Here is a 22,884-nt window from a genome sequence, read left to right on the forward strand (position 1 = left end):
CCTAGGGCTCGGCTAGGCCGTCTCGGCCGCGACGTCCTGGTCGACCGGCCCGGGCTCGCGCTCGGGGAGCGGGGGAGGGGTGCCGCCGTACGCCGGGCAGATCGCCTGGTGGGAGCACCACGCGCAGAGGCGTCCGGGGCTGGGGCGCCAGTCGCCGGACTCCTCGGCCCGCCGGATGGCCTGCCAGACGGCCTCGACCTTGCGCTGGGTGGCCAGCAGGTCGGCCTCGTCGGGGACGTAGCGGAGGATCTCGCCGTTGCCGAGGTAGACGAGCTGGAGCATCGCCGGCACCACGCCGCGGGTCTTCCAGATGACCAGCGCGTAGAACTTCATCTGGAAGAGCGCCTTGCCCTCGAACATCTCGCCAGGTGAGCTCCCCGTGTTGTGGGTGGGAACGAACCCCTTGCCGCAGAGGTACATCGAGTCCCGTGCGTCGACCGCCACGCATTGGGTTGGAACCGACTCAACCGGGACGACCGAGCGAAGGACGCGACGCCGTGCCAGCGTTCGCTGCAGGTCGGTCACACCCTCGGCGGCCGCCTGTGCCTTCCGCGGCAGTGAGAAGGGGTTGAATCCGATGGGCGTGAACTCGATGACGTGCCAGGTCCGCCCGGGGCGATTCGTGTAGGGCTTCTGGAAGTGACAGGGGTTGATGCCGAGCGTGCGGAGCACCTCCACGACACCATCGGCGAGCCGGTCGTCGGTTGTGGTGAAACCGGCGCGATGGCGGATCTTGTTCCACCACCCGTCGGTGTCGAGCAGACCGCGCAGCAAGTCGATTCGCTGTTGCCTGCCAGCCCGGAGGTAGGGAGCCGGGATGTGCTTGTTGCCGATCACGCCGGCTGTCGCGAGCTGACGACCGAGCGAAACATTCCATTGCTCCAAGCCGGCGTGGGACTCCTCCTTTCGGCAACGCCTGCTGGCATGGCCCGCGGTAGGAGGTCGGAAGTCGTCGTGTCCGAAGGTGCAGCGATCGGTGAGCCTCGAGAGCGTGACGGACATGGCGGTCCCCTCGGCTCGAACTCTGATCTCGCGATTCCAGCGCTCCTTGAACAGCACCAGCATGTCGTCCAGGTCTTCCCGGCCGACCGTGATCTGCCCTGAGCGCGTGGCGCCGTCGCCGAGCCACGCGCCGAGCAGCCATGGATCGACGGGGAGGTCTGCATCGTCCTCGCACACGAGACCGTCGGCGGACTCGATCCAGAGCGAGCGTGGAGTGCCGCCCGCGACCAGTTGCTGATGCAACTCGTGCAAGCTCGTGGTGTCGATCGTCTGACGGCTGGTGACCTGTCGGTGGCTTGTGACGACCGACCACAGGTGGACGTTGTCGCACACGACCTCGCTGCCGTCGTGGAACGTCAATCGGTAGCAGGGGCGCTGGTGGACGTCCGACTTCGTCACGACCTTGGTCGGCCGCCCGTCCAACCCGACCAGATCGTCGCCGACCTGCACCGACCCCATGGTCGTCCAGCCGGTAGGGGTGGGCAGGGGCGTGTCGAGCGCCAATCCCTTGTAGTCCACCACTCTGATGCGCCCGTCGGGGGCGATGTCGATGCGGTCGACGAACCCCCGGAGCAGCAGCTTCGAGTCGAGGAGCGTCTCGACGTACAGCTCCCGCTCGGCCGGCTCGAGCCGGCGCGGGTCCTCGAGGGTGAAGTAGCGGGACAGCACGTCGCGGCACGACGTGAGCCACGACGTGATCTCGGGGCCCTCGGCCGCGTCGAACATCTCGTGCAGCGTCGGCTCCTGCTCGACCAGCGTCTCCCAGGCGGGCTCGAGCATCGCGTCGGCGCGCTCGGGCGTGCGGTCGGCGGCCGGGAGGTCGAAGAGGTCCTCGAGGACCTTGTGGATGACGGTGCCGCGGACGGCGTCGGGAGAGAACGCCTCCGGGAGCCGGTCGATGGTGCGGAACCGGTAGAGCAGCGGGCAGGTCATGAAGTCGCCCGCCCGGCTCGGCGACAGGGCGCCCAGCACGTCGACTCCGTCGACCGGGGTCGAGACCCGGGTCGCCGGCGAGTCCTGCTCCACACTCACGCGACTCACCCTAGGCGAGCCCACGGACACTGCCCCGGACGCCCGCCGGGCGGGACGGCCGGCGCGGTCGGCTAGCCTCGGGACGTGCCCGACTCGCCCTCTCGCCCTCCGGGTACCTTCCGGATCGGCACGGTCGCCGGGAGCGACGTCCTCGTCTCGTCGTCCTGGTTCCTGGTCGCCGGCCTGATCGCGATCATCGTCGCGCCGCGCATCGAGGCGACCGAGCCCGGGCTCGGCGGGTGGAAGTACGTCGCGGGCTTCGCGTTCGCCGTCATCCTGTACCTGTCGGTGCTGCTCCACGAGGCCTCGCACGCCATCATGGCGCGCCGGCTCGGATTCCCCGTCGAGTCGATCACGCTGCACTTCCTCGGCGGCATGACCGCGATCGAGGGCGAGGCGCGCAAGCCGCGCCAGGAGTTCCTGATCGCCGTGGTCGGGCCGCTGACGTCGCTCGTCGTCGGCGCCGCCGCGCTCGCGCTGTGGTTCATCACCCCGGACGGCCTGCTGCTCGTGGCGGTCGAGGGCCTCGCCGGCGCCAACCTGCTCGTCGGGCTGCTCAACCTCATCCCGGGCCTGCCCCTCGACGGCGGCCGGGTGCTGAAGTCGCTGGTCTGGAAGATCTCCGGCAACGCGCACCGCGGCACCATGGTCGCCGCCTGGGCCGGCCGGGTGACGGCCGTCGCCGCGATCCTCTGGCCGGTGTTCCAGGAGGAGGTCACCGGCGTCGAGTCCACGATCCTCGACTACGCCCTCGCGTTCATCGTCGCGGCGTTCCTGTGGTCGGGCGCGTCCGCGGCGATGTCCACGGCCCGGCTGCGCGCCCGGCTGCCGCGCCTCGTCGGCCGCCAGCTCGCCCGCCGTACTCTCACGGTGCCGGGCGACCTGCCGCTCGCGGAGGCGGTACGCCGGGCTCGCGAGGCCGGGGCGGGGAGCGTCGTCACGGTCACGACCAGCGGGGTGCCCGTGGGCATCGTCAGCGAGGCCGCCGTCCACGCGACGCCCGAGGAGCGGCGGCCCTGGGTCGCCACCTCCACCGTCGCCCGCACGCTCGACGACGAGCTGCGGCTGCCGGCCACGATCGCCGGCGAGGAGCTCGTCACCGCGATCACCCGCCACCCGTCCGCGGAGTACCTGCTGCTCGAGGAGGACGGCACCATCTGCGGCGTGCTCACCACCGCTGACGTCGACAAGGCCTTCCGGGAGGGTGGCAAGTAGGGTTCTGCGGGTGTCCGAGAGCCCTGCACCCGATGTCGCCCCCGAGGCCTGGTCCGGCGTCCACCGCGGCCCGTTGCGCGCCGGCGAGTGGGTCCGCCTGACCGACAGCAAGGGCCGCCGGCACAACATCTGCCTCGAGCCCGGCAAGCGCTTCTTCTCCAATCGCGGCCACTTCGACCACGACGAGCTGATCGGCCGCGAGGAGGGCTTCACGGTGACCTCGTCGGCCGGCGGCGAGTACCTCGTGTTCCGGCCGCTGCTGTCCGAGTTCGTGGTCTCCATGCCGCGCGGCGCCGCCGTGGTCTACCCGAAGGACGCCGCCCAGATCGTGGCGCTCGCCGACATCTTCCCCGGCGCCCACGTCGTGGAGGCCGGCGTCGGCTCCGGCGCCCTGACCTGCTCGCTGCTGCGCGCGGTCGGCCCCTACGGGCGGGTCTCGTCGTACGAGCGCCGTGAGGAGTTCGCCGACGTCGCGCGCCGCAACGTCGGGCAGTTCTTCGGCGCGCCGGCGGGGGAGACCCACCCGGCGTGGCGGCTGACGCTGGGCGACCTCGCCGAAGGGCTCCCCGCGTCGGGCGAGCGTGCCGACCGGATCATCCTCGACATGCTCGCGCCGTGGGAGTGCCTCGACGCCGCCGCGGAGGCCCTCTGGCCGGGCGGCATCGTCTGCGCGTACGTCGCGACCACGACGCAGCTCTCGCGCTTCATGGAGACCGTCCGGGTGCACGGTGGCTTCACCGAGCCCCAGGCGTGGGAGTCGCTGGTGCGCGACTGGCACGTCGAGGGCCTGGCCGTGCGTCCCGGCCACAAGATGATCGGCCACACGGCGTTCCTGGTCACCGCCCGCCGGATGGCTCCGGGCCAGCGCGCCCCGCTGAAGCGGCGGCGCCCGGCTCCCGGCGCGTACGGCCCGGACTACACCGGTCCGCGGCCGGCCGGCGTGCCCACCGATCCCGTCGAGTGAGGCCGACCTCTCCCAAATCGTGATCAACTCGGTGAAATGAACCGTACTGAGGCGCGTCTACTTGGGTAGTGTCCGAGTGACAGGAGGTGGCGCTGATGTCGACATCGGAAGGCGTTTCCAGTGCGGGCGGCCGCAGCCCGGAGGAGCTGGCCGAGCAGGTGCGGCTCCTGGAGGCCGAGGTCACGGACCTCCGCTTCCGGCTGAGCGAGAGCCCCTCCGGTTCACGCGGCCTCGAGCTGCGCCTGGCCGACGCCCAGCGCTCGCTGGCCGGCCTCAACGCGCAGAACGAGCGCCTGGCGCAGACGCTCCGCGAGGCCCGCGACCAGATCATGAAGCTCAAGGAGGAGGTCGACCGGCTGGCGCAGCCGCCCGCCGGGTTCGGCACCTTCCTCGCCCGCAACGAGGACGACTCGATCGACGTCTTCACCGGCGGCCGCAAGCTCCGCGTCAACGTGAGCCCCAGCGTCGACCTCGACCACCTCCAGCGTGGCCAGGAGGTCATGCTCAACGAGGCGCTGAACGTCGTCGCCGCGCTCGAGTTCGAGCAGGTCGGCGAGGTCGTGATGTTCAAGGAGCTCCTCGGCGACGGCGACCGTGCGCTGGTCATCGCGAACGCCGACGAGGAGCGCGTCGTACGTCTCGCCGAGCCGCTGCACGGCGAGACCATCCGCGCCGGCGACTCGCTGCTGCTCGACTCCCGCGCGGGCTACGTCTACGAGAAGGTGCCGAAGTCGGAGGTCGAGGAGCTCATCCTCGAAGAGGTCCCCGACATCGCCTACGAGTCGATCGGTGGCCTGGCCGGCCAGATCGAGCAGATCCAGGACGCCGTCGAGCTGCCCTACCTCTACCCGGAGCTCTTCAAGGAGCACGAGCTGAAGCCGCCCAAGGGCGTGCTGCTCTACGGTCCGCCCGGATGCGGCAAGACCCTCATCGCGAAGGCCGTCGCCAACTCGCTGGCGAAGAAGGTCGCGGCCCGTCACGGCAAGGACAACTCCGGTCAGGAGGTGAAGTCCTACTTCCTGAACATCAAGGGCCCCGAGCTGCTCAACAAGTACGTCGGCGAGACCGAGCGCCACATCCGCCTGGTCTTCCAGCGCGCCCGCGAGAAGGCCAGCACCGGTACGCCGGTCATCGTCTTCTTCGACGAGATGGACTCGCTGTTCCGCACCCGCGGCTCGGGCGTCTCCTCCGACGTCGAGAACACCATCGTCCCGCAGCTGCTCAGCGAGATCGACGGCGTCGAGCTGCTCGAGAACGTGCTGGTCATCGGTGCCTCCAACCGCGAGGACATGATCGACCCCGCGATCCTGCGACCCGGCCGCCTGGACGTGAAGATCAAGATCGAGCGCCCCGACGCCGAGTCGGCGCGCGACATCTTCAGCAAGTACCTCACGCCCACCCTGCCGCTGCACGCCGACGACGTCGCCGAGTTCGGCGGCGACCGCGACGCCACCGTCGCCGGCATGATCCGCGCGACGGTCGAGCGCATGTACACCGAGACCGAGGAGAACCGCTTCCTCGAGGTGACCTACGCCAACGGCGACAAGGAGGTCCTGTACTTCAAGGACTTCAACTCCGGCGCGATGATCCAGAACATCGTCGACCGCGCCAAGAAGATGGCGATCAAGGACTTCCTCGACCACGACCAGCACGGCCTGCGCATCTCGCACCTGCTCCAGGCGTGCGTCGACGAGTTCAAGGAGAACGAGGACCTGCCCAACACCACCAACCCCGACGACTGGGCGCGGATCTCCGGCAAGAAGGGCGAGCGGATCGTCTTCATCCGCACGCTCATCACCGGCAAGCAGGGCACCGAGCCGGGCCGCTCCATCGACACGGTCTCCAACACCGGCCAGTACCTGTAGGAGGGCCTCGCAAGGTCGGCGTCAGCGGGAGTGCCGCACCGCCAGCACGTCGCGGACCCGCTGCGCGTCGAACGGCTCGCCGAGCCAGGAGTAGAAGGGCTGCAGCGCCATCGGGTCGGCGACGTAGTCGTCGTACCGCACGTGGTACGCCGACTCGCCTAGGTCGGCCGCGAGGGCGAGCAGCCGGCCCTCGGTGCGCTCGAGGCGCGCCAGTGCCGTCGGGTCGTTGGCCCACCAGAGGCTCTTCGCGACGTCCTCGTGCTTGCGGGTGTTGACGACGAACCGGGCCCCGGGGAAGACCTCGCGGAGCCAGCCGACGAACTCGCCGGCGTCGTCCTTCGCCCAGCGGATCTCCTTGAACCCGATGACGCGGGTGTCGTCCTCGGGCCGCAGGATCGTGTCGAGCGCCAGCCGCCGGAAGCCGGTGAGCGAGCGCTTGACGGGGTAGCCGTCCATCCCGAAGAAGGGCCGGGTGGGGTCCGTCGGCGTGGTGGTACCGGTCAGCCGCCGCATCACCTTGCGCTGCACCCGGCGCGCCTCGACGCCCGTGCGGTGGTAGTCGTAGAGCTGCCGCATCATCTGGCGGTTCTCGCCGCGGATGAGGTAGCCCGGGATGGCGTTCAGCAGGCCCTGCAGGAGGGTCGATCCGGAGCGCCCGTACGTCATCACGAACAGGTAGCCCAGGTCCGCGCGGTCCTCGAGCGTCGCGACCCGTTGCCGGAGCGCGGCGTTCTCCTCGCGCAGCCGGGCGAGCTCACCGCGCGAGCGCACCCCGCGGGGGATCCTCACCACCCCGTCCATCCCTGCCCTTCCACTCAGTGGCCGTCGGCACCCGTCTCGGGCGCGATCGGCGTCGTCACGTCGGCCACGGTCGCCTCGAGAGCCGCCACCAGCGCCGCCGCGTCGACGGTGAGGGCCACGCCGTGCGCCCCGCCGCCGATGCTGATCCTCCCAGAGATCGACGAGTCCGCGATGACCGGCAGCGGCACGAGACTGCCCAGCGGCGTGATCGTGCCGCGCTCGTAGCCGGTGACGGCGTACGCCGCCTCGGCGTCCGGCATCGAGATGCGGTTCACCCCGAGGTGGGCCCGCAGGCGGGGCCACGCGATCTCGTGGTCGCCGGGCACCAGCACGAACCGGTGGTCGCCCTCGCTCACGCGGACGACCATCGTCTTCACGACCTGGCCCGGCTCGAGCCCGCGGGCGGCGGCCGCCTCGGCGAGCGAGCGCACCGGCCCGTGCCGGGTCACCGCGTGCTCGAGGCCGAGGGCCTCGGCAGCCGCGATGGCGCGCGCCGGGTCGTCGCTGGCTCCTGCGGTGGTCATGAGCCACGCCCTTCCATGGACAGAGGGTAAGGGCTGTTCGCCTCGCGTACGCTCGACACATGAGTGTGCGACGGGTCATGGGGACCGAGGTGGAGTACGGCATCGCCGTGCAGGGCCAGCCGCTGGCCAACCCGATGGTCGCGTCGTCGCAGGTCGTCAACGCCTACGCGTCGGCCACCGTGAAGGCCCGCCGCGCGCGGTGGGACTTCGAGGAGGAGTCGCCGCTGCGCGACGCCCGCGGGTTCGACATGTCCCGGCAGTCGGCCGACCCGAGCCAGCTCACCGACGAGGACATGGGCCTCGCCAACGTCATCCTCACCAACGGCGCCCGCCTGTACGTCGACCACGCGCACCCGGAGTACTCCACCCCCGAGGTGACGAACCCGCTCGACATCGTCCGCTGGGACAAGGCCGGCGAGCTGGTCATGCTCGACGCATCGCGGCGGGCCGGCCAGCTCCCGGGCGGCACGCCGATCGTGCTGTACAAGAACAACACCGACAACAAGGGTGCTTCGTACGGCGCCCATGAGAACTACCTGATGCGCCGCTCGACGCCGTTCGGCGACATCGTGCGGCACCTGACGCCGTTCTTCGTCAGCCGCCAGGTCGTGTGCGGCGCGGGGCGCGTGGGCATCGGCCAGGACGGCAGGGAGCACGGCTTCCAGATCAGCCAGCGGGCGGACTTCTTCGAGGTCGAGGTCGGGCTCGAGACGACGCTGAAGCGCCCGATCATCAACACCCGCGACGAGCCGCACGCGGACCCGGAGAAGTACCGGCGCCTGCACGTGATCATCGGCGACGCGAACCTGTCCGAGGTCTCGACGTACCTCAAGGTCGGCACGACCGCGCTGGTCCTGGCGATGATCGAGGACCGCTTCATCACCACCGACCTGACGGTCGACTCGCCGGTCGCCTCGCTGCGGGCGATCTCGCACGACCCCTCGGTGCGCCACCAGGTGCGGATGGTCGACGGGCGCGAGCTCACCGGCGTCCAGCTGCAGCTCGAGTACCTCGACCTCGCGAAGAAGTACGTCGAGGACCGGTACGGCTCCGACGCCGACCCGCAGACCGTCGACGTCCTCGCCCGCTGGGAGTCCGTGCTCGACCGGCTCGAGCGCGACCCGATGTCGCTGGCCGGCGAGCTCGACTGGGTCGCGAAGCTGCGCCTGCTGGAGCAGTACCGCCAGCGCGACGGCCTCGCGTGGGACGACGCCAAGCTGCAGCTGATCGACTACCAGTACTCCGACATCCGGCCCGAGAAGGGCCTCTACCACCGCCTCGTCGCCGGGGGCCGGATGGAGCGGCTCCTCGACGACACCTCGATCGAGGACGCGATGCACGACCCGCCGGAGGACACGCGGGCGTACTTCCGCGGCCGCTGCCTGGAGAAGTACGCCGCCCACGTGGCGGCCGCTTCGTGGGACTCGGTGATCTTCGACCTCCCGGGCCGGGAGTCGCTGCAGCGGGTGCCGACCATGGACCCGCTGCGCGGCAGCAAGGCGCACGTCGGCGAGCTCGTCGACCGGTGTGAGACGGCGGAGGCGTTGTTCACCGCTCTCACCCGCTGAGTGGGTAGGGTCGACCCATGGCGCAGGAGCAGAAGCAACCGCGGAAGTCCTCGGAGTCCGACGAGGTCGTCGAGACCGCCCCGGAGAGCGATGTCGCCGAGCGGAAGGATGCCCTCGACAGCGACGTCGACGACATCCTGGACGAGATCGACGACGTCCTCGAGACCAACGCCGAGGACTTCGTGAAGTCGTTCATCCAGAAGGGCGGGGAGTAGGCCTTGGGCGACCCCCGTCTCCCGGCGGCGTTCCTGCAGCCGGGCACCTCGTCGTTCTCGGACTTCCTGGCCGAGCAGGCGCCCGACCTGCTGCCCGGACGCCGTTCGGTGCCGCAGGGCCACGCCGGCGACCTCGCGCCGCACGGCACGACCATCGTCGCCGCGACGTTCGGCGGCGGCGTCGTGATGGCCGGTGACCGGCGCGCGACGATGGGCAACATCATCGCCCAGCGCGACATCGAGAAGGTGTTCCCGGCCGACGAGTTCTCTGCCGTCGGCATCGCCGGCAGCGCCGGCATCGCGGTCGAGCTGGTGCGACTCTTCCAGACCGAGCTCGAGCACTACGAGAAGATCGAGGGCACCACGCTCTCGATGGACGGCAAGGCCAACCGCCTCGCGGCGCTGATCCGCGGGAATCTCGGCATGGCGATGCAGGGGCTCGCCGTCGTACCCCTCTTCGCCGGCTACGACCTGGTCACCGGCAACGGGCGGATCTTCAGCTACGACGTGACCGGCGGCCGCTACGAGGAGACCGCCTTCCACTCCGTCGGCTCCGGCTCGCTGTTCGCCCGCGGCTCGCTCAAGAAGCTCTACCACGCCGACCTCGACGAGACCGGCTGCGTGACGGCGGTCGTGCAGGCGCTGTACGACGCCGCCGACGATGACTCGGCGACCGGCGGACCCGACCTGACCCGGCGGATCTTCCCCGTCGTCCAGGTGATCACCGCCGACGGTGGGCGCCGGCTCTCCGACGCCGACGTGGCCGCGATCGCCGACCAGGTGATCGCCGGCCGGATGACCCGGCCCGACGGCCCGGTCGCCCCGCTCGTGGAAGGTGGCCAGGCATGAGCATGCCGTTCTACGTCTCGCCCGAGCAGCTCATGAAGGACCGGGCGGACTTCGCGCGCAAGGGCATCGCCCGCGGCCGCTCCGTGGTGGCCGTGCAGTACGCCGACGGCGTGCTCTTTGCGACCGAGAACCCCTCCCAGGCGCTGCACAAGGTCTCCGAGATCTACGACCGGATCGCCTTCGCCGCGGTCGGCCGCTACAACGAGTTCGAGAACCTGCGCATCGCCGGCGTACGCCTCGCCGACATGCGCGGCTACGCCTACGACCGCCGCGACGTCACCGGCCGCGGTCTCGCCAACGCCTACGCGCAGACGCTCGGCACGATCTTCTCCAGCGGCGGCGAGAAGCCGTACGAGGTCGAGCTGTTCGTCGCCGAGATCGGCGACAGCGCCGCCGACGACCAGCTCTACCGGCTCACCTACGACGGCCAGGTCGCCGACGAGCACGGGTACGCCGTGATGGGCGGCGCCGCCGACATCGTCGGTGGCTACCTCAAGGAGCACTACGCCGACGGCGCCGCCCTCGGCGACGCGGTGCGCCTCGTCGTCGCCGCGCTCGGCCACAGCGACACCGACGACCGGGTCATCCCGGCCACGGACCTCGAGGTCGCCGTCCTCGACCGCACCCGCTCGCAGCCGCGCAAGTTCGCCCGGCTCCGCCCGGCCCGCCTCGACGAGCTCCTCGGCGACCGCGGCCCGGCCACGCCCGCTCCGGCCGAGGAGGTCGCCGGCCCGCCCGGCAACGGCGGCAACGGCGGCAACGGCGGCAACGGCGGCAACGGCGGCAACGGCGGCAACGGCGGCAACGGCGGCGACGAGCCTCCCATCGCCCCTGTCTGAGCCTGACCTCTCGATAGTCCGTCACGATCTGGCCGCCCAGCGGCCCGATCGGGCGGCCAGATCGTGCCGGACTATCCCGAAGGCGCCCTCGAATACCGAATCTCGGCAATCGCGGGGCCACAACGCGTTTGGAACTACCGTCCAGCGCCTAGGCTGATGCCGTGGACCGGCGGATCTTCGGGATCGAGAACGAGTACGGCGTGACGTGCACGTTCAAGGGACAGCGCCGCCTCAGCCCCGACGAGGTCGCGCGCTACCTGTTCCGCAAGGTGGTCAGCTGGGGGCGCAGCAGCAACGTGTTCCTGCGCAACGGGGCGCGGCTCTACCTCGACGTCGGCAGCCACCCCGAGTACGCCACGCCCGAGTGCGACGACGTCGTCGACCTGGTCACCCACGACAAGGCGGGGGAGCGGGTCCTGGAGGGCCTGCTGCTCGACGCCGAGCAGCGGCTCCACGACGAGGGGATCGCCGGCGAGATCTACCTGTTCAAGAACAACACCGACTCCGCCGGCAACTCCTACGGCTGCCACGAGAACTACCTCGTCAGCCGCGCAGGGGAGTTCTCCCGGCTCGCCGACGTGCTCATCCCGTTCCTGGTGACCCGGCAGATCGTCGTCGGGGCGGGCAAGATCACCCAGACGCCCCGCGGCGCGTCGTACTCGGTGTCCCAGCGCGCCGAGCACATCTGGGAGGGCGTCAGCAGCGCGACGACGCGCAGTCGCCCCATCATCAACACCCGTGACGAGCCGCACGCGGACGCGGAGAAGTACCGCCGGCTCCACGTGATCGTCGGTGACTCCAACATGAGCGAGACCACGACGATGCTGAAGGTCGCCAGCTGCGACCTGGTGCTGCGGATGATCGAGGAGGGCGTGGTGATGCGCGACCTCACGATGGAGAACCCGATCCGCGCCATCCGGGAGATCTCCCACGACGTCACGGGCCGCCGGAAGGTGCGGCTCGCCAACGGGCGCGAGGCCAGCGCCCTCGACATCCAGCAGGAGTACCTCCAGAAGGCGCGCGACTTCGTGGACCGCCGCGAGATCAGCACGCCGGTGATCGAGCAGGCGCTCGACCTGTGGGAGCGGGGCCTCAAGGCCGTCGAGTCCGACGACTTCGGGCTCGTCGACCGCGAGATCGACTGGGTGATCAAGTGGAAGCTCATCGAGAGCTACCGCGCGCGCCACGGCCTCCCGCTCGGCCACCCCCGGATCGCGCAGCTCGACCTCGCGTACCACGACATCCACCGCGGCCGCGGCCTCTACTACCTGCTCGAGAAGCGCGGCAAGGTCGCGCGGGTCGCGAGCGACCTGAGGATCTTCGAGGCCAAGTCGGTGCCGCCGCAGAACACCCGCGCCCGGCTGCGCGGCGAGTTCATCCGCCGCGCGCAGGAGCGCCGCCGCGACTTCACCGTCGACTGGGTGCACCTGAAGCTCAACGACCAGGCCCAGCGCACCGTCCTCTGCAAGGACCCGTTCCGGGCGTACGACGAGCGCGTCCAGCGGCTGATCGACGGGATGTGAACCGGCGGTCAGGTTCCGCTCAGGCTCGACGGCTAGGGTGTCCGGGCTGGCACCCCACCAGCACCAGTACTGCACCCGAACCGAAGGTTGAACCTCGTGTCACGACGTCTTCGACGCCTGCCCGTCCTGCTCCTCCCGATCGTGCTGGGCACCACCCTGGTCGCCTGTGGCGACGACGAGGGGAGCGACAACGGAGGATCCGGCTCGGGGGAGGCGTTGCACGGCATCACCATCACCGGTGACGTCGGCTCCGAGCCCGAGGTCGAGTGGGACGGCGCGCTCGAGGTCGACGAGACCGCCACCGAGGTCGTCACCGAGGGCGACGGCGACACCGTCGCCGAGGGCGACCAGGTCGTGGCGAACATCTGGGTCGGCAACGGCACCACGCAGGAGAAGGCGTTCTCGACGTACGACGAGAAGCAGCCGGAGACCGTCCCGGTCAGCTCCGACCTCAGCCCCGTCTTCCGCGACGCGCTCCTCGACCAGACGGTCGGCTCCCGCGTCGCCGTGACGACGACCTCCGAGGAGGCGTTCGGCCCGGCCGGCAACTCCGGGATGGGCATCGGCAACAAGGACACCGTCCTGCTCGTCGTGGACCTCATGGAGCTGTCGGTCCCGCCGGCGGCGAAGGACGTCCCGCAGTCGGAGATGCCGGGCATCATCGAGAAGGGCGGCAAGGTCACCGGGCTCGACTTCCGTGGCCTCCCCGAGCCCGACCCGAAGGGCGACCTGCTGCGCACCGTCGTCACCGAGGGTGACGGCGAGGAGGTCACCACGGACATGACCGTCAAGGTGAACTACCTCGGTTCGGTCTACAAGGGCAAGGCGCCCTTCGACGAGAGCTACTCCAAGGAGCCGGTCGAGTTCCCGCTGAGCAACGTCGTCCAGGGCTGGACCTACGGGCTCGAGGGCGTGAAGGTCGGCAGCCGCGTGCTGCTGTCCATCCCGCCGGAGCTGGGCTACGGCGCGCAGGAGCAGTCGGGCATTCCCGCCAACAGCACGCTCTACTTCGTCGTGGATGTCATCTCTGCGTCCTGACGATCTGGAAGGATCAGCAGCATGAGTGGGGTGCGGACGAGGAAGAGCGAGCGCCTGCTCAACCTCCTCATCATGCTGCTGGTCCAGCGTCACTTCGTCGCGAAGGACCGGATCCGGGAGATCCTCTACCCGGGGATGTCGACCGACGCGTTCGAGAAGATGTTCGAGCGCGACAAGGAGGAGCTGCGCAGCCTCGGCGTGCCGATCGAGGTCGGCAACCTGGACGCGTACTTCGACGACGAGCCGGGCTACCGGGTCCGCGCTGACCAGCTCTCCCTGCCCGACATCGAGCTCGCCCCGGACGAGGCGGCCGTGATCGGGCTGGCGACGCGGGTCTGGCAGCACGCCCGGCTCGCCGAGGCGACCACGGAGGCGGTGCGCAAGCTCGCCGCGTTCGGCGTCGAGGTCGACGAGTCGGCGCTCGACATCGCAGAGCCGCGGCTGTCGGCCGACGAGCCGTCGTTCGACGTGTTCTGGGAGGCGACGCAGGAGCGCACGCCGGTGCAGTTCGACTACCGGCGCTCGGGCGCGACCCGGGCGTCGACGCGCAACCTCCAGCCGTGGGGCGTCGTCCGCTACTCCGGACGCTGGTACGTCGTCGGCCTCGACACCGACCGCGGCGAGGAGCGGGTCTTCCGGCTGTCGCGGGTCCAGGGCGAGGCCCAGAAGTTGGGCGCCCCCGGCTCGTACGACGTACCGCCCGGCACCGACGTGCGCGCCACGGCCATGCGGCTGGCACCTCCTCCGCCGGCGGGGGAGACGGTCGTGCTCGTACGCCGTGACGCCGGCCGTGCGCTCCGCCGCGACGCCATCGCGCTGGAGACCGACGTCGCCGGACCCGACGACCGCACCGGCTGGGACCGCCTGCGGATCGCCCGCGGCGGCTCCGACGTCGTGGGCGAGCTGCTCGCCTACGGCGCCGACGTCTTCGTCGAGGAGCCCGACGACGTGCGCAAGATGGTGGTCGAGCGGCTGCGCGCCGTCGTCGAGGAGGCGTCATGAGCACCCCACAGGCGGGAGCGAAGGACCAGGTCGCCCGGCTGCTGACGCTGGTCCCGTTCCTGCACGCGCGGGGCAAGGTGCGTCTCGAGGACGCGGCCGCCGCCCTCGGCGTACCCGCCGACCAGGTCCTCGCCGACCTCAAGGTGCTGCTCATGTGCGGCCTGCCGGGCGGCTACCCGGACGACCTCATCGACGTCGACCTCGACGCGCTCGAGGAGCCGGAGGGCGACGGCGTCATCCGGGTGACGAACGCCGACTACCTCGCCCGCCCGCTGCGCCTCACACCGACCGAGGCCACCGCGATCATCGTCGCGCTCCGCGCGCTGCGCAGCAGTGCCGGCGGGGACACCCGCGAGGTGGTCGACCGGGCCCTCGCGAAGCTCGAGGCCGCGGCCGCCCACGGCTCCGGAGCACCCCAGATCGACCCCGGGGAGGTCCCCGGCGGCCCCGACCTGGTCCGCCTGGAGGCGGAGCTCCGCCGCGCCGCCGACGCCCGTCGGCAGGTGCGGCTGCGCTACTACGTCCCGTCCCGGGACGAGCTCTCCGAGCGGGTCGTGGACCCGCGCGGCATCGTGACCGCGCACGGCTACACCTACCTCGACGCGTGGTGCCACAGTGCCGAGGCACCCCGGCTCTTCCGGCTGGACCGCGTCGAGGCCGCCCAGGTTCTCGACAGCGAGATCGAGTCCGACCCGGAGCCGCCGCGCGACCTCGCCGACGAAGGCTTCTTCCCGCGCTCGCCCGACTCGATCGTGGTGACCCTCGAGCTCGACCCGGCTGCGCGCTGGGTCGTCGAGTACTACCCCGTCGAGGCGGTGCGCAGCCGCCGCGGCGGACGCCTGGAGGTCGACCTGGTCGTCGCCAACGAGCGCTGGCTGCAGCGCCTGATGCTGCGACTCGCACCCCAGGCACGCGTCGTGGCGCCCCCCGAGTACGCCGCGTCGTACGTCGAGACCGCCCGCGACGCGCTCACCCTGTACACCGGACAGCCGATCTGACCACCTTCGGTACTACCATGGAACCCGCCCTACTCCGCACGTGAGGAACGACATGCTTCCGCTCGCCATCGGTGGACTCGGCACGACCGAGCTCCTCATCATCCTCGGCATCATCATCCTGCTCTTCGGCGCCGCCAAGCTCCCGGAGCTCGCCCGCGGCAGCGGTCGTGCCCTGCGGATCTTCAAGACCGAGACCAAGGGTCTGATGGACGAGGACGACAAGACCCCTGAGCAGACCCAGGCCCAGCGCGAGATCGAGGCGAAGCAGGCCGAGATCGACGCGAAGCAGGCCGAGATCGACGCGGAGCGCGAGCGGCTGCACCGCAACGACGGCGCCTGACTCCACCGCAGGTGTCCCTCAGCGTCGTCCTCGACTACTTCTCCGTCCGTCCCCGCCACCCTGTCGGCGAGGACGGCCGGATGGCGCTATCCGACCACTTCCGGGAGCTGCGCGCGCGGCTGCTGCGCTCGGTGCTCGCGTTCATCGTGGTCTTCTGCGTCGCGCTCTTCTTCTACGACCAGCTCTCCGACCTGATCCGGGTCCCGTACGACGAGGCGGTCGAGCGCCTCGGCGGCACGGTCGAGTCCGAGATCGTCGTCAGCGACGTCACCGGGCCACTGATGCTCCAGCTCAAGCTGTGCGGGATCGTCTCGGTCATCGTGACCAGCCCGTTCTGGCTCTACCAGATCTGGGCGTTCATCCTCCCGGGCCTGCACCCGAGCGAGAAGAAGTGGTCGCGCATCTTCGTCGCGATCGCCGGGCCGCTGTTCTTCGCCGGCGTCGCCGTCGCCTACTACGTGATGCCGAAGGCCCTCGAGGTGCTCATCGGCTTCACCCCGGCCGACGCGACCAACCTGGTGGACTTCGAGAAGTTCTTCGGGTTCCTCACCCGGATGTTCCTGGTGTTCGGCATCGCGTTCCAGATCCCGCTCTTCGTGATCATGCTCAACCTCGCCGGCGTCGTCTCGGGCAAGGCGCTCGGCCGCTACCGGCCGTGGATCGTCCTCGGCACCTTCGTCTTCGCGGCCGTCGCGACCCCGTCGACCGACCCGTTCTCGATGGTCATGCTCGCCGTGCCCATGCTGATCCTCTTCTTCATCGCCGAGATCATCGCGCGGCTGATCGACCGCCGGCGCGGCCGCGGGGCGAACTCGACCGAGAACTGGGCCGACGACGAGGTGTCGCCCCTGTGACCGACGGCTTCACCGCGGTCGACCCCTTCGACCTCCCCGACTGGCTGGGTGTCGCGGACGTGACGTGGTCGGCGCTGGCCGGCCTGCGCACGGGGTTCGCGGTCGCGGGCCAGCTCGACGCGGACGGCGAGGGACCGCTCCCGTGCGACCTGGTCGCCGTCGACGAGGCCTACCCGGCACCGGTCGCGGCCGACGACGTACGCCACGCCGCCCACCAGGCGTGGCGGCACGGCGAGGTGCACCTGGTCGAGCGCGACGGGCGGCTCGCCCTCGCGGTGCCCGGCACGTCGTTCTCCGCCGACCTGGTGCTCGACGCCGTCGGTCGGCTGGCCCGGGCCGTCGGCGCCTCGGCCGAGCGGTACTCGGTCCGGCTGCGGATCGGCGAGACCGGCCGTTCGTCGCGCTGACCGGCTCCCGGTCGTCTAGCCTTCGCCCGTGACCGGCACCCGCGACATCGCGCTCCTGACGAACCCCACCGCCGGCAAGGGCCGGGGCGCGAAGGCGCGGGACGCCGCCCTGGAGCGGCTCAGGGAGGCGGGCGTCACCCCGCGCACGCTCGAGGGCCGGGACGGCCAGGAGAGCCTCGACCTCGCGCGCGCGTGCGTCGCCGACGGCGTGGAGACGCTCGTCGTGGTCGGCGGCGACGGGATGGTGCACCTCGGCGTCCAGGCCACCGCCGGCACCGACACCGCGCTGGGCATGATCCCGGCCGGCACCGGCAACGACGTCGCGCGCTACTTCGACCTGCCCCGCCGGGACCCGCGGGCGGCCACGGAGCGGCTGCTCTCCGGCACCCGGCGGAGGGTCGACCTGGCCCGCAGCGGGGACCGGCACTACGTGACCGTGCTCGCGGCCGGCTTCGACGCGATCGTCAACGAGCGCGCCAACCGGATGACCTGGCCGAAGGGCCAGATGCGCTACAACATCGCCACGCTGGCCGAGCTCCGGGTGTTCGAGCCGATCCCGTACACCCTCGACCTCGACGGCGCGACGCGCCATCTCGAGGCGATGCTGGTCGCGGTCGGCAACGGCCCGTCCTTCGGCGGCGGCCTCCGCATCACCGAGGGTGCGCTGCTCGACGACGGCATGCTCGACGTCGTCATCATCAAGCCGATGAGCAAGCCGGGGCTGATCCGCACCTACCCGAAGCTCTTCAAGGGCACCCACGTCACGCACCCGGCGTACGAGCACCACCGGGTCCGCTCGGTGACCGTCGCCGCGCCCGGCATCGTGTCGTACGCCGACGGCGAGCGCTTCGGCGCGCTGCCGCTCACCGTGGAGTGCGCTCCGGGTGCCCTCACCGTGATCTGCTGACCCGGCCACCTAGGCTGGGGCAATGAGCACCGGCGAGCTGACCCCGGCCGAGCGGTACGCCGAGTACCGCAAGCACCGGCAGCACCCGGTGCTCAAGGACTTCACCGGCCTCTACGACTTCCCGCTCGACGACTTCCAGCTCCGCGGCTGCGCGGCGATCGAGGAGGGCCAGGGGGTCCTCGTCGCGGCGCCGACCGGCTCGGGCAAGACGATCGTCGGCGAGTTCGCCGTGCACCTCGCGCTCCACACCGGCCGCAAGGCGTTCTACACGACGCCGATCAAGGCGCTGTCCAACCAGAAGTACAACGACCTGGTCGCCCGCTATGGCCCCGACCAGGTCGGTCTGCTGACGGGCGACAACGTCGTCAACGGCGAGGCGCCGATCGTGGTGATGACCACCGAGGTGCTGCGCAACATGCTGTACGCCGGGTCGCGCACGCTGCTGGGCCTCGGCTTCGTCGTGATGGACGAGGTCCACTACCTCGCCAACCGCGAGCGCGGCGCGGTCTGGGAGGAGGTCATCATCCACCTCCCGGAGTCCGTCGCGCTGGTCTCGCTCTCGGCGACCGTCTCGAACGCCGAGGAGTTCGGCGAGTGGCTCGAGACCGTCCGCGGGGACACCACTGTGATCGTCGAGGAGCGGCGGCCGGTGCCGCTCTACCAGCACGTCATGGTCGGCAAGCGGCTGCTCGACCTCTTCGCGTCGTCCGACGTCGACGCGGCGGCCGGGTTCGTCAAGGAGGGCGCCCCGGTCAACGACGAGCTGCTCAAGGTCGCCCGGGACGACTGGGCGAGCACCCGCGTCCGCGACCGGCGGTCGCCGCGGGGCCGGTCGAAGCCCGGCCAGCGCAACGTCGGCAACGGCCGCCGGGTCTGGATCCCCAGCCGGGTCGACGTCATCGACCGGCTGGACCGCAACGGCCTGCTGCCCGCGATCGTCTTCATCTTCAGCCGCGTCGGCTGCGACGCCGCCGTGACCCAGTGCCTGAGCGCCGGCATCCGCCTCACGACGCCGGAGGAGCGCGACGAGATCTACCAGTACGTCGAGGCCGCCTGCCGGCACCTCCCGCAGGAGGACCTGCACGTCCTCGGCTACCACGACTTCCTCGACGGCCTGACCCGCGGCGTCGCGGCCCACCACGCCGGCATGCTGCCGACCTTCAAGGAGTGCGTGGAGGAGCTCTTCGTGCGCGGGCTCTGCAAGGTCGTCTTCGCGACCGAGACGCTCGCGCTGGGCATCAACATGCCCGCCCGCACGGTCGTGATCGAGAAGCTCGACAAGTGGAACGGCGAGACCCACGCGGCGATCTCGCCGGGGGAGTACACCCAGCTCACCGGTCGCGCCGGTCGTCGCGGGCTCGACGTCGAGGGGCACGGCGTCGTGCTCTGGCAGCCGGGGATGAACCCGCGCGAGCTCGCGGGCCTCGCCTCCACGCGCACCTACCCGCTCCGCTCGTCCTTCCGCCCGTCGTACAACATGGCGGTCAACCTCGTGCACCAGTTCGGCCGGATGCGGTCGCGGGAGCTGCTGGAGCAGTCGTTCGCGCAGTTCCAGGCCGACAAGGCGGTCGTCGGGCTCGCGCGGCAGCTGCGCAAGGCCGAGGAGGCCCTCGACGGCTACCGCGAGGCCACGACGTGCGACCGCGGCGACTTCATGGAGTACGCCCGGTTGCGCCAGCGCATCAACGACGCCGAGAAGGGCGCCAGCAGGGCCCGGAAGGCGGACCTGCGCGAGGAGGCGATCGAGTCGCTGCGGGCGCTGCGGCCCGGCGACGTGATCATGGTGCCGACCGGCAAGTTCGCGGGCTGGGCCGTGGTCATCGACCCCGGGTGGTCACCCGAGGGACCGCGGCCGTACGTCGTGACGTCGGACCGGCAGGCGCGCCGCCTGGCGATGATCGACTTCCCGGCGCCCGTGGAGGCGCAGGGCAAGGTGCGGATCCCGAAGAGCTTCAACGGCCGCAACCCGCAGATGCGCCGCGACCTGGCCTCGGCGCTGCGGTCGAAGACCCACGACCTGGCGCCGCCGCGGCTGGCCAAGCAGGGCGCACGCACCGACGGGTCCCGGACGCACGCCGACGAGGAGATCTCGCGGCTCCGGGCCGAGCTGCGGGCCCACCCGTGCCACGACTGCCCGGACCGCGAGGACCATGCGCGCTGGGCGGAGCGCTGGATCAAGCTCGACAAGGACGCCCAGACCCTGCGCCGGCGGGTCGAGCAGCGCACCAACACCGTGGCGCGGCAGTTCGACCGAGTCTGCGAGGTGCTGACGGCGCTGGACTACCTCGAGGGCGACACGATCACCGAGCGGGGTCGGCACCTGATGCGGCTCTACTCCGACATGGACCTGGTCGCCGCGGAGTCGATGCGGCTGGGGCTGTGGGACGACCTGTCGCCCTCCGGTCTCGCCGCGGCGCTGTCGGTGCTGGTCTTCGAGGCCCGCCGCCCCGACGACGCCAGCTCGCCCCGGCTGCCCGGCGGTGCGATCCGCGAGGCGATCGGCGAGATGGTGAAGCTCTGGGGCACCCTCGACGCGCTCGAGCGCGACCACAAGCTCGACTTCCTGCGCGCGCCGGACCTCGGGTTCGCGTGGGTCGCCTACCGGTGGGCCGAGGGCGACGACCTCGACGACGTGCTGGTCGTCAGCGACCTCGCCGCCGGCGACTTCGTGCGGTGGATGAAGCAGCTCGTCGATCTCGCCGGCCAGGTCGCCGACGCCGCGGGCGCCGGCCCGCTGCGGGAGACGGCCCGCGAGGTCGTCCGGGCGCTGCGACGCGGTGTCGTCGCCTACTCCAGCCTGGCCGACGACGAGGAGTAGCTCACTCGGCGCGCGCGATGGCCTCGCCGACCGGGGTCTCCCCGCCCACCAGGTCCCATTGCCGCCCGACGGACCGCGGGGCGTCGATCACCCCGGCGAGCACGGCCGCGACGTCGGCGCGGGTGACGTCGCGCCGGGGTACGGACGAGCCGAGGGTCACCAGGCCCGTCGCCGGGTCGTCGGTCAGCCGTCCCGGCCGGATGATCGTCCAGTCGAGGTCGCTGGTCCGCAGCGCCGCGTCGGCGTCGCGCTTGGCCTCGACGTACGCCCGCCAGACGTCGCCGGTGTCGTCCGGGAGCGGCACGTCGACCCCGATGGCGGAGACCTGCACGAAGCGCCGGATCCCGGCGGCCCGGGCACCCTCGACCGACTTCAGGGACCCCTCGAGGTCGACCGTCCGCTTGCGCTCCTTGTTGCCGTCGGGCCCACCGCCGGCGGCGAAGACGACGACCTCACAGCCCTCGAAGGCCGCTGCGAAGCCGGCCGCGTCCTGCTTCTCGATGTCGAGCAGCCGGACCTCCGCGCCCCGTTGCTCGAGGTCGTCCCTGTAGGACTCCCGCCGGACCAGCGCCACGACGTCGTGGTCGGAGCGGCGCAGGTCGTGGATGAGGTGGCGGGCCACCTGGCCGTGGCCTCCGACGATCGCGATGCGAGTCATGCCGACCACGCTACGGGGCGTGTGAAGGGGCCCTAGCCGAGAAGAGTCTCCGTCAGCCGCTGCACCGGCGACTCGAGCCCCCACTTCGCGCCGAGCTCGGCGACGCGGGCGAGGTCACGGGGCTCGCGGGGGAGCCGGGTGTCGAGCCCGCCGAGGTCGAGGTCGCGGGCGACCGCCACGACCTGTGGCGCGACGTCGAGGTAGTCGGCGGCGGCCTTGATCTTGCCGCGCGGGCCGGGGCCCATGTCGGAGTCGGGGTCCTGGGCGGCGGCGACCAGGGTGTCCATGTCGCGGAACCGGCCGAGCAGCGTCGCGGCGGTCTTCTCGCCGATGCCCGCCACCCCCGGCAGGCCGTCGGACGCGTCGCCCCGGAGGGTCGCGAAGTCGGCGTACTGGGCCGCGTCGATGCCGTACTTCTCGCGCACCCAGTCGTTGGTCACCCGCTCGTGCTTGCCGACGCCGCGGGCGATGTAGAGGACGCGGACGTCGCGCTCGTCGTCGACCAGCTGGAAGAGGTCGCGGTCGCCGGTCACGACGTCGACGGGCTGGGTCGCCTGCGCGGCGTACGACCCGATCACGTCGTCCGCCTCGTAGCCGTCGACGCCGCGGACGCACAGCCCGAACGCCTCCAGCACGTCGAGGATGATCGGCACCTGCACCTCCAGAGGGTCGGGCACCTCCTCGATGTCGGGGGCGCCGCTGCGCTCGGCGACCACGCGGTGCCCCTTGTACGACGGCAGCAGGTCGACCCGCCACTGCGGTCGCCAGTCGTTGTCCCAGCAGCAGACCAGGTCGCTGGGCCGGTACTCGCTCACCAGCCGCGAGATGAAGTCGAGGAATCCGCGCACCGCGTTGACGGGGGTGCCGTCCGGCGCCTTGATCTCGGGGACGCCGAAGAAGGCGCGGAAGTACATCGATGCGCTGTCGAGGAGCATCAGCCGGCCGGTCTGATTGTCGGTCACCGCCGCATCCTCGCACGCCATGACGGCTAGTCTGTCGGCCGTGAGCCAGTCCGAACTCGAAGCCACGGACCGCAAGATCCTCGATCTACTCGCCAGCGACGGCCGAATGTCCTTCACCGACCTCGGCAAGGCAACGGGACTTTCGACGTCCGCCGTGCACCAGCGCGTGAAGCGCCTCGAGCAGCGCGGACTGATCCGCGGGTACGGCGCGAGCATCGACCACGAGCAGCTCGGACTGCCCCTCACCGCGTTCATCTCGATCCGCCCGATCGACCCGTCGCAGCCCGACGACTCGCCGGAGCGGCTGCGCGCGATCGACGAGATCGAGTCGTGCTGGTCGGTCGCCGGCGACGAGTCCTACATCCTCAAGGTGCGCGTCGCCGCGCCCACGGACCTCGAGGACCTGCTCGCGCGCATCCGTGCCGCGGCCAACGTCTCGACACGCACCACGATCGTGCTGTCCACGCCGTACGAGAACCGCCCGGTCACCTGACGGGGCCGCC

The 22,884-nt window shown here is 71.1% G+C and carries 22 protein-coding genes; 17 read left to right on the forward strand and 5 right to left on the reverse strand.

Annotated elements, in window-relative coordinates; all coding sequences use genetic code 11:
* Positions 1 to 12: 12 nt before the first annotated feature.
* A complete protein-coding gene (locus tag ACFQQI_RS08000; protein ID WP_378560549.1) occupies positions 13 to 2,034 on the reverse strand; it encodes a PD-(D/E)XK nuclease family protein in 2,022 nt (673 codons plus the stop codon).
* A gap of 84 nt (positions 2,035 to 2,118) precedes the next feature.
* On the opposite strand from ACFQQI_RS08000, the gene ACFQQI_RS08005 reads away from it, so the two are divergent.
* From ACFQQI_RS08005 to arc, 3 genes are all read left to right on the forward strand, one after another.
* Positions 2,119 to 3,249 (forward strand): site-2 protease family protein, encoded by a 1,131-nt coding sequence (locus tag ACFQQI_RS08005; protein WP_378560552.1) that lies wholly within the window; start codon positions 2,119 to 2,121, stop codon positions 3,247 to 3,249.
* A gap of 10 nt (positions 3,250 to 3,259) precedes the next feature.
* Positions 3,260 to 4,213 carry a tRNA (adenine-N1)-methyltransferase gene (locus ACFQQI_RS08010; RefSeq protein WP_378560555.1) on the forward strand — a complete coding sequence of 318 codons (954 nt, stop codon included), beginning with the start codon at positions 3,260 to 3,262 and terminating at the stop codon, positions 4,211 to 4,213.
* A gap of 95 nt (positions 4,214 to 4,308) precedes the next feature.
* Positions 4,309 to 6,078, forward strand: coding sequence for a proteasome ATPase (arc, locus tag ACFQQI_RS08015; protein ID WP_378560558.1), 1,770 nt, complete (start codon positions 4,309 to 4,311; stop codon positions 6,076 to 6,078).
* A 21-nt stretch (positions 6,079 to 6,099) separates the two neighbouring features.
* Here arc and ACFQQI_RS08020 read toward each other — a convergent pair whose 3' ends face one another.
* Together ACFQQI_RS08020 and ACFQQI_RS08025 are read right to left on the reverse strand one after the other, a co-directional pair.
* A complete protein-coding gene (locus ACFQQI_RS08020; RefSeq protein WP_378560561.1) occupies positions 6,100 to 6,867 on the reverse strand; it encodes a sulfotransferase in 768 nt (255 codons plus the stop codon).
* Between the two features lie 26 nt (positions 6,868 to 6,893).
* Positions 6,894 to 7,403: an aminoacyl-tRNA deacylase gene (locus ACFQQI_RS08025; protein ID WP_378560564.1), complete on the reverse strand. Its 510-nt coding sequence runs from the start codon at positions 7,401 to 7,403 to the stop codon at positions 6,894 to 6,896.
* 59 nt (positions 7,404 to 7,462) lie between these two features.
* On the opposite strand from ACFQQI_RS08025, the gene dop reads away from it, so the two are divergent.
* The 13 genes from dop to ACFQQI_RS08090 all read left to right on the forward strand — a co-directional run bounded on the left by dop (position 7,463) and on the right by ACFQQI_RS08090 (position 20,761).
* Complete coding sequence (gene dop / locus ACFQQI_RS08030) at positions 7,463 to 8,971, forward strand: depupylase/deamidase Dop (protein ID WP_378560567.1); 1,509 nt, start codon at positions 7,463 to 7,465, stop codon at positions 8,969 to 8,971.
* 17 nt (positions 8,972 to 8,988) lie between these two features.
* A complete protein-coding gene (locus ACFQQI_RS08035; RefSeq protein WP_378560570.1) occupies positions 8,989 to 9,186 on the forward strand; it encodes a ubiquitin-like protein Pup in 198 nt (65 codons plus the stop codon).
* Between the two features lie 3 nt (positions 9,187 to 9,189).
* The gene (gene prcB / locus ACFQQI_RS08040) at positions 9,190 to 10,035 is read left to right on the forward strand and encodes a proteasome subunit beta (RefSeq protein ID WP_378560573.1); all 846 of its coding nucleotides are present in this window, start codon (positions 9,190 to 9,192) and stop codon (positions 10,033 to 10,035) included.
* The gene (gene prcA, locus ACFQQI_RS08045) at positions 10,032 to 10,874 is read left to right on the forward strand and encodes a proteasome subunit alpha (protein WP_378560576.1); all 843 of its coding nucleotides are present in this window, start codon (positions 10,032 to 10,034) and stop codon (positions 10,872 to 10,874) included. The genes prcB and prcA overlap by 4 nt, the downstream gene beginning before the upstream one ends.
* 161 nt (positions 10,875 to 11,035) lie before the next feature.
* On the forward strand, positions 11,036 to 12,397 hold the full coding sequence (gene pafA, locus ACFQQI_RS08050) for a Pup--protein ligase (RefSeq protein ID WP_378560579.1): 1,362 nt from the start codon (positions 11,036 to 11,038) through the stop codon (positions 12,395 to 12,397).
* A 96-nt stretch (positions 12,398 to 12,493) separates the two neighbouring features.
* Positions 12,494 to 13,435, forward strand: a complete 942-nt coding sequence (locus ACFQQI_RS08055; protein ID WP_378560582.1) for an FKBP-type peptidyl-prolyl cis-trans isomerase — start codon at positions 12,494 to 12,496, stop codon at positions 13,433 to 13,435.
* Between the two features lie 21 nt (positions 13,436 to 13,456).
* Positions 13,457 to 14,437 carry a helix-turn-helix transcriptional regulator gene (locus ACFQQI_RS08060; protein WP_378560585.1) on the forward strand — a complete coding sequence of 327 codons (981 nt, stop codon included), beginning with the start codon at positions 13,457 to 13,459 and terminating at the stop codon, positions 14,435 to 14,437.
* On the forward strand, positions 14,434 to 15,435 hold the full coding sequence (locus ACFQQI_RS08065) for a helix-turn-helix transcriptional regulator (protein ID WP_378560588.1): 1,002 nt from the start codon (positions 14,434 to 14,436) through the stop codon (positions 15,433 to 15,435). Before ACFQQI_RS08060 ends, ACFQQI_RS08065 begins: the two co-directional genes overlap by 4 nt.
* A 52-nt stretch (positions 15,436 to 15,487) precedes the next feature.
* Positions 15,488 to 15,775 (forward strand): twin-arginine translocase TatA/TatE family subunit, encoded by a 288-nt coding sequence (gene tatA / locus ACFQQI_RS08070; protein WP_378560591.1) that lies wholly within the window; start codon positions 15,488 to 15,490, stop codon positions 15,773 to 15,775.
* Positions 15,776 to 15,855: 80 nt separating this feature from the next.
* Positions 15,856 to 16,629: a twin-arginine translocase subunit TatC gene (tatC, locus tag ACFQQI_RS08075; RefSeq protein ID WP_378560594.1), complete on the forward strand. Its 774-nt coding sequence runs from the start codon at positions 15,856 to 15,858 to the stop codon at positions 16,627 to 16,629.
* On the forward strand, positions 16,626 to 17,036 hold the full coding sequence (locus ACFQQI_RS08080; protein WP_378560597.1) for a hypothetical protein: 411 nt from the start codon (positions 16,626 to 16,628) through the stop codon (positions 17,034 to 17,036). The genes tatC and ACFQQI_RS08080 overlap by 4 nt, the downstream gene beginning before the upstream one ends.
* Before the next feature lie 28 nt (positions 17,037 to 17,064).
* Entirely contained in the window at positions 17,065 to 17,943 is an 879-nt protein-coding gene (locus tag ACFQQI_RS08085; protein WP_378560600.1) for a diacylglycerol/lipid kinase family protein, read from the forward strand.
* A gap of 22 nt (positions 17,944 to 17,965) precedes the next feature.
* A complete protein-coding gene (locus tag ACFQQI_RS08090; protein WP_378560603.1) occupies positions 17,966 to 20,761 on the forward strand; it encodes a DEAD/DEAH box helicase in 2,796 nt (931 codons plus the stop codon).
* Position 20,762: 1 nt separating this feature from the next.
* On the opposite strand, the gene ACFQQI_RS08095 is transcribed toward ACFQQI_RS08090, so the two are convergent.
* Positions 20,763 to 21,419, reverse strand: coding sequence for an SDR family oxidoreductase (locus tag ACFQQI_RS08095; RefSeq protein ID WP_378560606.1), 657 nt, complete (start codon positions 21,417 to 21,419; stop codon positions 20,763 to 20,765).
* Positions 21,420 to 21,451: 32 nt separating this feature from the next.
* Positions 21,452 to 22,381, reverse strand: coding sequence for a 5'-3' exonuclease H3TH domain-containing protein (locus tag ACFQQI_RS08100; RefSeq protein WP_378560609.1), 930 nt, complete (start codon positions 22,379 to 22,381; stop codon positions 21,452 to 21,454).
* Positions 22,382 to 22,421: 40 nt separating this feature from the next.
* Between ACFQQI_RS08100 and ACFQQI_RS08105 the strand changes: the two genes are divergently transcribed.
* Positions 22,422 to 22,874 carry an Lrp/AsnC family transcriptional regulator gene (locus ACFQQI_RS08105; RefSeq protein WP_378560612.1) on the forward strand — a complete coding sequence of 151 codons (453 nt, stop codon included), beginning with the start codon at positions 22,422 to 22,424 and terminating at the stop codon, positions 22,872 to 22,874.
* Positions 22,875 to 22,884 lie beyond the last annotated feature (10 nt).

It is taken from the genome of Nocardioides sp. GCM10030259, from assembly GCF_042666375.1.
Taxonomy (GTDB): Bacteria; Actinomycetota; Actinomycetes; order Propionibacteriales; family Nocardioidaceae; genus Nocardioides.